At 68.1% G+C, this 12,105-nt stretch carries 8 protein-coding genes; 2 read left to right on the top strand and 6 right to left on the bottom strand.

Going from position 1 to position 12,105, the window contains the following annotated elements; all coding sequences use genetic code 11:
* Positions 1 to 682, bottom strand: a 682-nt coding sequence (locus R3E10_13170) for a hypothetical protein (GenBank protein MEZ4416692.1), incomplete at its 3' end; no start/stop codon positions are given.
* A gap of 281 nt (positions 683 to 963) precedes the next feature.
* Here R3E10_13170 and R3E10_13165 point away from each other — a divergent pair.
* Complete coding sequence (locus R3E10_13165; protein MEZ4416691.1) at positions 964 to 1,374, top strand: VOC family protein; 411 nt, start codon at positions 964 to 966, stop codon at positions 1,372 to 1,374.
* Between the two features lie 111 nt (positions 1,375 to 1,485).
* Here R3E10_13165 and R3E10_13160 read toward each other — a convergent pair whose 3' ends face one another.
* The 4 genes from R3E10_13160 to R3E10_13145 form a co-directional block, all read right to left on the bottom strand.
* The gene (locus tag R3E10_13160) at positions 1,486 to 2,982 is read right to left on the bottom strand and encodes an amidohydrolase family protein (protein MEZ4416690.1); all 1,497 of its coding nucleotides are present in this window, start codon (positions 2,980 to 2,982) and stop codon (positions 1,486 to 1,488) included.
* Positions 2,983 to 3,054: 72 nt separating this feature from the next.
* Positions 3,055 to 4,344: a hypothetical protein gene (locus R3E10_13155; GenBank protein ID MEZ4416689.1), complete on the bottom strand. Its 1,290-nt coding sequence runs from the start codon at positions 4,342 to 4,344 to the stop codon at positions 3,055 to 3,057.
* Positions 4,341 to 6,002 carry a M28 family peptidase gene (locus tag R3E10_13150; GenBank protein MEZ4416688.1) on the bottom strand — a complete coding sequence of 554 codons (1,662 nt, stop codon included), beginning with the start codon at positions 6,000 to 6,002 and terminating at the stop codon, positions 4,341 to 4,343. The genes R3E10_13155 and R3E10_13150 overlap by 4 nt, the downstream gene beginning before the upstream one ends.
* A gap of 99 nt (positions 6,003 to 6,101) precedes the next feature.
* A complete protein-coding gene (locus R3E10_13145) occupies positions 6,102 to 7,985 on the bottom strand; it encodes an Ig-like domain-containing protein (protein ID MEZ4416687.1) in 1,884 nt (627 codons plus the stop codon).
* 165 nt (positions 7,986 to 8,150) lie between these two features.
* On the opposite strand from R3E10_13145, the gene R3E10_13140 reads away from it, so the two are divergent.
* Positions 8,151 to 9,536, top strand: a complete 1,386-nt coding sequence (locus tag R3E10_13140; protein ID MEZ4416686.1) for a M20/M25/M40 family metallo-hydrolase — start codon at positions 8,151 to 8,153, stop codon at positions 9,534 to 9,536.
* Positions 9,537 to 9,543: 7 nt separating this feature from the next.
* Here R3E10_13140 and R3E10_13135 read toward each other — a convergent pair whose 3' ends face one another.
* Positions 9,544 to 12,054: a patatin-like phospholipase family protein gene (locus R3E10_13135; GenBank protein ID MEZ4416685.1), complete on the bottom strand. Its 2,511-nt coding sequence runs from the start codon at positions 12,052 to 12,054 to the stop codon at positions 9,544 to 9,546.
* Between the last annotated feature and the right edge of the window lie 51 nt (positions 12,055 to 12,105).

Raw genomic sequence — 12,105 nt, 5'->3', positions numbered from 1 at the left:
CGCCCTCAGGGACCACCACGGCAGGCTCTGCGAATGCCACGGGGACTACGCGCACTTCGCTGCGGTTCCCCGCTGCGTCCACGGCGGAGACCCTGAGCTGCGTCGTACCAGGCTTCACACCGGGGACGTCCACGGGCACCTTGACCTCCATGCCCCGAGCGGAGCTTTGGACGCGGCCATCGAGCCACTCGATCTCCACCGAAGCCAATCCCCGGTCGTCCCGCGCCAGGACGGTGACGGCGAAGGGATCGCCGGGACGGACCGCCGGGGGCAGCGCTACGTCCACCACCTCGGGGGGACGGTCTGCCGCAACCACGGTCACGGCCAGGGCGACCGCGACCGTCGCGCGGCCCGCCACCAACTCCAAGCCATAGCGCCCTTCTGCGGCGCCTTGGGTCGCCACGACGACCGCCCGCTCGGAACCACGGGTGGCGCCGAGGCTCACCGCAAACCCTGCCGCTTCACGACCGAAGCCGTCAATCACCCGCGCCTCATTGTACTTGTCGATTCCCTCGTGACTCAGCGACACCTCCACCACATCCCCAGACCCGGACAGGGTGACGACGTCGGGCTTGGCGGTCGGGCGGCTCTGTCCTGCCAGGTGGGCTCCGAAGACGAGGGTATGGCCGGCGAGGGCCAGCAGGACGAACGCGTGGGGCGAGGAGGCGCGTCGGTATGCCATGATCGTGACTCCGAGGGCAATCGAGACAGAAGGCTGCACTCCGGGGAGGGCCCTTCTGACGCACCCTAGCGGATGGGCGGAGATCACGGATCACCGGGAGTGAAGACAGGTTGGAGGGTTCGAGGTGCTCTGCGCCCCCCTCCCCACCTCCGCCCACCGGGTCTTGCCGCCGCGTCTGGCCGGCTCGAGGTTCCGCCCGTCCGGAACCGAGCATTCCCTGCGCGGCCCTACCGGGCGGCGCAGGCCTCCACCCCCAACGCACACCCCCGGAGAGAACGCCCATGACCGACACGTCCGCCGCCATCAACGCGACCAACCTGGGTTGCTCGATCACCTGCAAAGATCTGCAAGCGTCCATTGGCTTCTACTGCGACGCCATCGGCATGGCGCTGGGTCCGACGTTCGAGAACGACGGGAAGATCGCGGCCGCGGTGGTCGGCGCGGGCGATTGCCGGATCGTCCTCAATCAGGACGACGGCAAGCTCGGCTGGGACCGGATCAAGGGGCAGGGCTTCTATCTGCAGATCAACGTGGCGGGCCCAGCGGACGTGGACGCGGCTGCCGCGCGGATCAAGGCGGCGGGCGGGGCATTGCTGAGCGAGCCTGCAGACCAGCCGTGGGGGGCACGCATGTTCCAATTCAAGGATCTGGATGGATTCAAGCTCGGCGTATCCACCCCGCTGGCGGGATAGCATCGGTAGGCGGCACCATCGCGCGTGCGCGCGAACTCCGCGGCGGGACGGACACGCCAGCTCCTCGGTCCGTCCCGCCCTGAGGCCCAGCACGGGCCACCGGGATCGGGGCTACCTGCCTCGGTCCCGGTACCAGATGGGCCTTTCCGGAAGCTTCTCGTGGTCGATGATCCGGCCATCCTTCATGACCATGGAGAGCTTCCGGATGTTGGTGATATCCGCGAGCGGATCGGCGTCCAGCAGCAGGATGTCGGCCCGTTTGCCCACCTCCAGCGTCCCGAACTCGTCGAGCCCCTGTGAGGCGATTGCCCCCGTGCGTGTGGCGGCCACGATCGCCTGCGCCGGCGTCATCCCCAGCTCCACCAGGCCCTCGATCGCCGTGAGCGTGGCCGTGCCCGGCATGAAGTGCTCATCGTTCCTGGGGGTCCGCAGGAATTCCGGTGCGCCGCGCAGATAGGTGTCCGTCGAGGGCGTGGTGATGCACCCCCGGGCAATCAGCTTTTCGGCGTTTGCACGCCGGATGGCCATGCCCTCGGCCCGCCGCTCCGTCCGAACCTCCCAGCCGGTCCGGGTGCGTTGGAGCGCCCCCAACGTGTCGGCCTTGACGGAGTCTGCCCTCGCGGAGTCCGCACGCTGACGCCGTTCCTGGTACTCCTTCCAAGGCTTGCCGGTGATGCCGTTGGAAAGGATCGAGCAAATCACACCGCGCTCCACGATCAGATCCACCAGCTCGTCCGGGATGATCACGTCGTGGACCTCCGGGTGCTGGATCAGGTCGATCCCCGCCAGCACGGACAGACGCAGCGGCTCGGGATTGGTGGAGTGCACCTCCGCAAAGAGGCCGCGCCGGTGCACCTCTTCGACGAGGGCCTGCTGCTGGCGGGGCGAGAAGGTGATCAGGTTGTTGGTGTGTGAGGTCCCGCCGTACTTGACGAAGTCGGGACCCTTGTCGAGGTAGGCGTTGATCGCCACCCGCAACTCGTCCGGGGCCATCTCCAACAACTCCTCCCCCGAGCCCTGAGCGATGAAGTCCATCATCTGCTCATCGAAGTAGGTAGAGGGCGTCGAATTGGAGAACAGCGGTGACTTCGGCCCACCCCACCCCACGATGTTGCCCGCCGCCAGGATGCGGGGTCCGGTCACGTGGCCGCGGTTGATGGAGTCGCGCACCGCGACCAGCGGGAGCAGCGCCCCGTAGCTGTCGCGCACCGTCGTGATCCCATGGGAAAGCACCACCTGCGCGGTCTCGATCACGAGGTCCGTGAAACGGTCCTCGTAGCGCACCATCGACTCGCCGTTGTTGTAGAGCGAGATGTGTACGTTCGTGTCGATGAAGCCAGGGGTGGCGAACTTTCCCTGCGCGTCTACCATCCGAGCGTTGCCGGGCACCGTAACGGCGTGCCGGGGCCCGATCGCAGCGATGCGACCGTCTCGCACCAGGATCGTGACGTCCGGAACGGCTGCCCCCCCGTTCCCGTCGATCAGCGTAGCACCCACCAACGCGACGGGTCTCTCCTGGGCCACGAGTTCGGCGGACCGTAGGGTGAGTGTGGAGAGGGCAAGACCCGTGAGAGCCAGGGTCCAGACGAAGCGCGCTACCATCCTCATCGGTAACCTCCGAGCCGGTGGATCCCGCATGCTAGGCTGCCCGCCGAGGGCGGGAAAGCGCCCCTCCGACGGCTAGCGTCTCCGTCCTCGAATGAAGACCTGGATGCCGTCCGGCCGCGGATTGACGTAGCGGATGCGGATGCGGCCGTCCTCCGTCTCGTCCACGACGCCGGGGATGGCGTTGGCGGCGAGCGCCCACCCGGCCGGCAGCACCACGGTGTTGCGCGCCCGACCGAAGTTGCGGTCCCAGACCAGCTCGTCTCCCATCTGGGTGTAGCGGCCTGCGTCCGTGTAGGTCTCCCAGATCCGCAGTCGCACCGACGAGCCGGCCTGCACCGGATCGAACCAGATGACCACGACCTCGGTCTCTTCGTCAGCCGGGCCACCGACGTCGATCCCGCGGCTCTGGATCTCGGCGCCCTTCAGTTGCTCCACGCGCAGCCGTTCGCCCGTGTCGAGGTTGGTTGCCTCGGGGTCGGAGGCGGAGCTGCCCGCCCGTACCACGTTGATGTAGCGATCCACCCCCGGTCGCGACTCGGTGTAGTCGTGGAAGAGGCGGAACGAGTGGGTGGAGGGATCCAGCAAGAAGTAGGTGATGTCCCGGTCCTCGAAGGCGCGATCCGTGACGATGTAGTCCACGCGCGCGCGCTCGGGCGCCCCGCCCCCGCTCACCGGCACGGGCTCGTCGCTCCGCGTGCGCCGCACCCGCACCGGCCCCCCTGGTAGGGGCCGAGCGCGAACCCGGAACGGCACCGCGTCGGGTCCCGGCTGCATGAAGCTGGCACGAACGCGCCCGTCGTCTTCGGTCTCGACCTGCACGGGGTAGTTCGCCTCCACCAACTCATAGCCTGCCGGAAGCACCACCGCGTTGCGGCGGATCCCCAGCGAGCGGTCGAAGACCAGCTCGTCCCCCTCGACGAAGTAGCTGGCGCGATCGATGTAGGTCTTGTCGATGCGGACGCGACCCTGTCCGCCCTCGGGAACGGGCCGCGCGAGCGTCACCTTGATGTAGTGGCCGTCCAGGTCCGCCCTCGGGTGACCATTGGCGCGCGCGTGCCCTCCGTCCACGACCTCCCAGGCGAGCGGCTGCCCGGTGTGCAGGTCGGTGACCCCGTGAACCTCCTCCTCTGCTCCCGCCCGGATGGTATTGAAGTAGTAGCGGGCTCCGGGTGTGGTGGCGGAGACGTCGTAGAAGATGCGGAACGCCCCACTGCCCGGCGCCTGCAACTCGTAGCGGGTGTAGTCGTCCGTCTGCGTCTGGGGCGCTTGTTGCGCAAGGGTGACGCTGGTGCTTCCCACCATCATCAAGGTGACGAAGCCTGCCCTCGCGGCCCGGAGGCGGACCATGGTGGGACTGTTCATGAGCGCGCCCTCGAGCGCATGCCCTCGAACCCGAGACGGACGTCGCTGTTGGCCAGCTCCCAGCTGGTCCGATGCACGAGGTGCACGATCTTCGTCATCTTCTCGTAGTTGATGCGGTCTGCATCGTCCAGGGGTGTGTGATAGTCCGGATGCAGTCCCGTGTGGAACCACACGCCCGGCACTCCGTTCTGCAAGAAGGGCCAGTGGTCGCTCCGCCGTAGCAGGTTGGATTCGTTGTTGTCGTAGCGGAACCGCAACGTGAGCTGGGTCTCGACGTTGGCAGCCTCGATGGCGGCTGCCAGATCCGGCGAACGGGTGTAGCCGAGGATGTTGATGGCATTGGCGTTGGACTCGGCAGTCTGTGGGTCGAGCCCCGTGAAGCGCCGGCCGCCCTCCGGCGGGACCTCTTCGTTGCGACCGATCATGTCCATGTTGAGGTTGGCCACGGTGCCTGCGAGCGGAAAGCGCGGATGCAGCGTGTGGTACCACGCTCCGAGGAGTCCACGTTCTTCGGCGTCCCAGACCGCGAATAGCACCGAGCGGCGCGGGCGCTCTCCACGGGCCAGCGCGTCGGCGTAGGCAGCCGCCACCGCCATCACACCGACGGTGCCGGAGCCATCGTCGTCCGCTCCGTTGAAGATCTCCCCGTCGCTCACCCCGTCGTGATCGTGATGGGCACCCACGATGACCACGTCGGTGGCCAGCGAGGGATCCGACCCCTCCACCATCGCCAGGATGTTCCGCCCCGGCGTCGTGTGCCGCTCCACACTGGTGGTCAGCGAGACACGTGCACCCGGAAGCGCAACCACGCCGAGCCCATTGGTCGCGCCTTCGGCGGCTTGTGCCAGCTCCGCCAGGGAGCGCCCGGAGGACTGCACCAACCCCTGTGCCAGATTCGCCGAAATCTGTGCCACCGGCACCGTGACGCCTTGGGCCCAGGCGGACAGGACGTAGCGCTCGACTCTGCGCCGATCCGCCGGCCACATGGCAGCGTGGTAGGCAGGCCAGTTGTCCATGTCCTCCCGTGCCTGGATATCCCGCACGAACAGAACGCCGATGGCGCCCCGCTCCTGGGCGCTCCGTACCTTCCGCCAGTCGCGCGAAGCCTCCGAGGTCACGACGCCGTCGAAGGGGCTTTCGGCATTTTCGACACCGGGCTCGCGCTCCAGGATCAGGACGATCTTGCCCGTCACGTCTGCGCTCTGGTAGTCGTCGAACCCGAGCTGCGGCTCCACGATGCCGAAACCCGCGAAGGCTACCTCACCGGTTGCGGTGCCACTGGCGCTGATGCCCATCGGTGTCCACCCCTCCCCCACAGGCAGCGCCGGACCGCTGCGGACGGACAGCGTGTTGTCCGACCCCAGGCTGAACCAGGTCATGTCGAAGGGCTGGAAGAAGGAGCCGTCGTCGCCCGCGGGTTGGAGACCGAGCGCCGCGAAGCGCTGCGCCACCCAATCGGCTGCGCGCGCCACGTCCTGCGTACCGGCCAGCCGACCCTGCATGGAATCGTGGGCGAGCGCGTGCAGGTCTTGGGACAGCGCGTCCTGGGTGATGGTGGCGGCGCCGGGGATGCCGCCTCCGCCGCACGCGCCCAGGACTGTGAGTCCGGCCACGGGCAACGAGGCACGCGCCGTCCGAATGAGCGGTTGACCAGGCATGGAGATCTCCTGTCGAGGTCGGAGTGGCCCCCACAGGATGCAGGCCAGGGCGACTCTCCGAAAGGACACCTCCCAACGAGGATGGGCCCGGAGGGATCGTCAGTTCACCACCAACGTGACCTGTACGTCCACGGGGAGGACGAGCGGCTGCGGCGACGTCACGTGGAGGGTGGCCGCATAGGTGCCCGGGCCGAGGGACGCCGCATTGGCGAGGAGCTCGATCCCCCAATTCGAGTTCACCTTGGCGCTCAGCCAACCCGTCGGCCCCGAGGGATAGGAGATGGATGCGGCCAAGGTGTGAAGAAGGCCGCCACCGCCGTTGGAGACAGCAAGCATCAGGCTTGCAGATCCACCGACAGCCGCCGTCAGGGTCGCGGGCGAGGGGTCGAGAACGATCACGGGCTCGGGGACAACACTGACGATGAAGTGCATCGTATCCGGCCGCACGTTGGGAAGCGTGGAGGAGACGATGACGTCCGCTGTGTACAACCCGACAGGGATGCCCACTCCACTCCGCGAGACTCCCACGCTCACGGGGGCCACCGGAGGACCGTTGAACCCAACGGAAATGAACCCGGGCGGCCCGTTGGCCTCCACGCGGACCTGGAGGCCGCTGAGTATGCCACCACCACCGTTGTAGACCGGGAACCACCCCGGGCCTTCTCGCTCGCCCCGTGCGATGTGATAGGCCGTTCCGGGGAAGGCGAAGTAGATCCAGGGGCCTTCGACGGTGAGCACCACCCGGACGGTTCGCGGGGATTCGACCGCAGCAGGCGACGATACATCCAGATCCGCGTAGTAGGTCCCTCCGAGCAGTCCGGCGATCGATGCACTCAGCGTCACCTGGGCGGGGGCGGTGCTGCCCATCAGGGACACGGACAGCCAGCCACTGGCTCCGGGTCCGTAGCGGGGTGCGGCGACCGACAGATCGCTCAGGCTTCCGCTCCCCACGTTGGTGATCCGCAACGTCTGCGGAAGCGGGTCGATGCTGTCCTGCAGGGCGTAGAACGCGATCGAGGTCGGCGACACGCCGATCGCGGGCTGAGGCCCCACGTCGAACTCGACCGCCACGGGGACCGGAGCGATGTGCGGGAGGTCGGATCGAATCCAGACGGTGGCTGAATACACGCCTTCGCCGAGCGCGCTCGCCGAAGCGTCGAGGCTGAGCTCGCTCGGTGCCTGCTCTTCCGACAGGGCCACGTGCAGCCAGCCCGCTGTGCCCGTCGCTGGATACTCCACGTCGAGCGAGAGCCGACCCAGCGGGCGTTCACCGCCGTTATGGATGCCAGCCGATCCTGTTCGGGATGCCCCACCCACCAAGGCCGAGAGTCGGATGGTGTCCGGCTCGACGACGATGCGAGCGGGCTCGGCGACCGTGAGCTGAACGGGAATGGTGAGCGGCGACTTCTCGGCCTTGTCCGCCGTCACGCGAACCGAGGCGCGGTACACACCGATCGGGGCCCCAGCGCCCTGCGGCGTCAGTGTCAGTCGCGCATCGCCCCCGGCAGTGTCGACCCGGACGCCCAGCCACCCACCGACCGCATCTTCGTACGCGACTGTCGCGGCGAGACCGATCAAGGGCGCCTCGCCCGCATTCGCGAGCGACAGGGTCCGAGGAGCGGGGGCGGGCTCGGTGGGTCCGGTTGCGAACACGATCAACGTGTCCGAGCCGACCAGTACCGCACGGCCCACTACCGTGACCTCCGCCGTGGCCACACGTCCGGCCGCCGTGGCCGTGATGGTCGCGCTCCCCGAGGCGAGGCCGACGACCACTCCTGTGGTGCCTACGGTTGCCACCGAGGGGTTGAGCGATGCCCAGTCCACCGGACCGGACGCACCCTGTGCCTCAAGCTGGAGGGAGTCCCTCACCAGAATCGTGGCCTGGCCCGGAGCTACCGCCAGGGGCTCAGGTGGCGTGTTGGGGGAGTCGCAGGCGGCGAGCGCCGCGAGCGGCAGTGCGAGAATGAGGAGGCGTGGTCGCATCGGGGTGTTTCGGTTGCTGCCCGACCTCGGCAAGGTAGCCGCCTTCGTCAGTCAATCCAACCCGGTGGGAGCCCGCGCCCCCGGTCGGCCCCATTTGACGGGGCCCTGGACGCCTGCTGATGTTCCCCGCCTTCCACTGCCGTTCGTCCCCTGGAACCGCGCTCCATGACGCCTCGAATCCGCCGTGCCCTACCCCTCCTCCTGACCGCCGCGGCCGCCACCTCGCCCTTGGCCGCCCAGGATTGGACTGCCTCGTTCTCCGCCGCGCCCTACCGCGATGCCGCCAATCGCCTGATCGACGCGGCTCTGGGGGACTCGGCCGCCTACCTGCGGCTGGGGGAGCTCGGAGACCGCTTCGGGCACCGCTTGAGCGGTTCCAGCTCGCTGGAGCGGGCCCTCGACTGGATCCTGGGGGAGATGGAGGCCGACGGCCTCGACAACGTGCGCGGCGAGCCGGTGCTGGTCCCGCACTGGGTGCGAGGCAACGAGTCGGCCCGCCTGATCACGCCGCTGCAACGCGACCTGCCCATGCTCGGGCTGGGCGGCTCCATCGGCACACCGGCCGGCGGGATCCGCGCCCAGGTGATGGTGGTGGAGAGTTTCGAGGAGCTGGAGGCTCGGGCGGACGAGGCCAAGGGCCGCATCGTGCTGTTCGCGCCCGAGTGGGAGAACTACGGCGTCACGGGAGCCTACCGAAGGCAGGGTGCCATCGCGGCCGGACGTGCCGGCGCGGTCGCCAGCTTGATCCGTTCGGTGACGCCCTACTCCCAGCAGACGCCCCACACGGGCAACATGCAATACGCCGACGACGTACCGCGCATTCCCCATGCGGCCATTACCGTCGAGGATGCGGAGCTGATCAAACGCCTGGTCCGCAGAGGTGAGCGCGTCGAGGTGCACCTGGAGATGGAGGCGCAGACCCTCCCCGACACCTGGTCGCGCAACGTGGTCGCGGAGATCGTCGGGCGGGAGAAGCCCGAGGAAGTCATCGTGCTCGGCGGCCACATCGACTCCTGGGACGTGGGTCAGGGCATGATGGACGACGGTGGAGGCAGCGTGGCGGCCTGGGAAGCCGTTCGCCTGATGAAGGCGCTGGGTCTGCGGCCCCGCCGGACGGTGCGCGTGGTGCTCTGGACCAACGAAGAGAACGGAACCCGTGGAGGGAACGGATACCGCGACCAGCATCGCGGCGAGCTGGACGACCACATCCTGGCCATGGAGTCCGACGGTGGGGTCTTCAAGCCGCAGGGCTTCGGCTTCACGGGATCGGACGCCGCGTACTCTGTGCTGCAGAGGATCGGATCCCTGCTCGACCGCATCGACGCGGGGGCCGTGACCCGCGGCGGTGGCGGTGCCGACATCGGCCCCATCATGCAGGAAGGCGTGCCGGGCATGGGGCTCAACGTCGATGGCACTCGCTACTTCTGGTATCACCACACCGACGCGGACACCATCGACAAGCTGGACCCAGTCGAGGTAGCGCTGTGCGTGGCCACGATGGCGGTACACGCCTACGTGGTGGCCGAGATGCCGGAGCGGCTTCCCCGCTAGGCGCCGCTCAAAACAGACCGCGACTGACCCAGTACAGCAATCCGTTGACGTCGGCGAGACCGAGGATGACCGCCACGTCGTCGCCGGAATAGAGCTCCGAGTCGTTGCCGGGAATCCAGCGCAGCGTGCCCGTGATCTTGCCGGCGAAGAAGTACCCCGTCATGGACACACCCCACAGGTCCCGCTGACCCGCGTTCCCATCGCTCCAGCGCGGCGCGCGCAACACGTCTCCCGTCAACTGCAGTCCGCTGACCATCAAGCTCTCGGACTTCTTCAAGACCCCAAGGCCGCCGTGCAGTCGCCAACGCTCGTCCGGATTGTCGACCGGACGGTTGAACGTGAGCGAGAGCGGCGCGACCAGCGCCCAATCCGGCCCGAGGTGATAGGTGGGCCGCAGCCCCCAGATGTCCCCCCCTTTGGTGCCGGCTGCCACCGAAAGCTGGTTCGGGGCCAGATGGAACAGCCAATTTCCGAACGTCTCGCCGTCGGGAATCGTGGAGGGATCGGTATCCCAACGGTCTTGATATTTACCCCAGGCAGAGCGGAACCAGAGCTCCACGAACTGGATCAGCGGCTCCTGGTTGTTCTGGTCGTCCGACGCCAGGCGCGTCTCGACGCGCCAGAGTTGGCGGAGCACCTGCTCCGCCGTGCGGCTCATAAACAGCGGTGGATTCTGGACCAACTCCCGGAAGGTGTAGTCGGCCAGACACCCTTCGATCTGCGCGTGCTCCCATTGGTCCCGGCCACATTCGGGCCGCTCCGCCCAATCGCGGATGACGTCCATGGCCCGATCGTCCTCCCGGAGTGAGCGCAGGATCTCATCGAAGCCACCGCTGCAGACCAGACGCTCGATGCTTCCTCGACCGGCGCAGCCGTTGTCGGTGCCAGCCAGGACGCGCTCGTTCGCGGCAACCAAAGCCTGCAGCAACACCACGCGACCGTCCGTGTCCTCGGGCCAGGCAACGGATGGGGGGCGCTGCCCCGGATACTCGATTGCGAAGATCGACGCCAGCACGGGTGGAGCGAAGGGCCCCAATTGCAGTCCCTCGTCCTCGATGAGCTCACGCACGATCTCCGCCTCCGCGCAGCGGCCCAGCTTGCGCGAGACGTCGCGAGTGTGCTCCTCGGGACACAGCTCGGACGCGATGAAGTGCAGCGCGTCGTAGACACCCACGTAGAAGTCGAACTCGCGGAAGGGCCGCCCCAGGAATGCCGCAAAACCCGCGAGGTGCTCACCCACGATGGGGAAGGAACGACTTGTGACACGCAGCCAACCGGCCCGCGGGTCGTCCGGATCCTCGCGTAGGGTCCGGGCCAGGGCGTGCAGCTCGTACTTCCGTGCGGCTGGGATCGCCTGCCCCACCATCTGCAGGGCCGCCGCGGTGCCCTGCCGTTCGGCGTCGGCGCGTCCCTGGCGCGCTCGCTCCAGAGGATCGCGGTACTGGCCGGCTTCGATGTATACGAGGCGTGGTAGGGTGTCGGCTCGTCCCAATCCTGGCTCGGTCGCGACATGGGGCACGCCCGACACGCCACTTCCTCGCCGGTGCGCGAACAGGTGCAGGGCAAGGTCCAAAGGGCTGTTGTCGAAGAGCCCGCCGTCCAGGTACTGGGCCGCCATGTGGCAGCCGCGAGCACTGCGACGGCCGCCGAGCGCCTCGCATTCGGCGGCCGAAGCCTCCGGATCGACGACCGTCAGACTCTCCGGCTGGAAGGCCAGCGGAAAGGCACTGGATGCGGCGCTCAACTCGTAGGCAGCCTCCGAGTCCACCAGCTCGTAGGGCCCCCGAACGGGCCACGCCCCATCGTCGCGTCCGGCATCGGGAAAGACGCGCTTGCCCAACCCGGCGTCGTTGCGGAGGTCCGGCTCGGGCAGGGCGAAGGCCAGCCTCCGTCTCCCTTCCTCTTCCAACGTCACCAGACGCAGCACCGACACGAAGCGTTGCGTCGGGATGCTCAGGTCGCCGATGGCGATCGAGCCTCGCACCTGCTTCGTGAGGGTGATGCCGATGGGCAGATCGCAGTCGGCGGGTCGTGCCCGCACGAGCGTGCTGTCGATCTCCGCGAAATGCCGATCGAAGAAGCGCCGGTGCAGGATGGAGAGCGTGCGAGGGTCGTGCTCCCGATAGGCGGCGGGCCAGAGCAGCTGCTCCCATCCCGTGCGAACCCAGATCTTGAAGAACAGGCTCTGCTCGGGTGGCGCCAGGGGCCGGTCGTCGCACCACTCCACGGCCGAAATCAGCGCGTTGATGTTCCCGGCGGAGGCACCCGTCACCGCCAGCAGCTCGTAGGGACGCCCGTGGTGCTCGTGTCCGGGCGTGATGGAGTGCTTCATGCTCTGGATGAGCCCCCAGTTGAGCCCTGCCTGGTAGGAGCCCAGGCTCTTGCCTCCGCTGATGGTCAGCGCCACCGGGGCGCGGCTTTCCGGGGGAGGGAGGAGGCGCTGTGCCTGCAGTGAAGCGGGGGCGGCCGCGAGGCCGGCGCACATCCACAGCCCCGGCAGGATTCGATGAGCTGACATGACGCTCCTGGGTCGTGCCGTCAGAGCGGGGGGTCACGCCCGAAGAGGCGC

It is taken from the genome of Gemmatimonadota bacterium (assembly GCA_041390105.1).
Taxonomy (GTDB): Bacteria; Gemmatimonadota; Gemmatimonadetes; order Longimicrobiales; family Gaopeijiaceae; genus JAGQIF01.
This window is presented reverse-complemented; position numbering and strand designations above follow the sequence as displayed.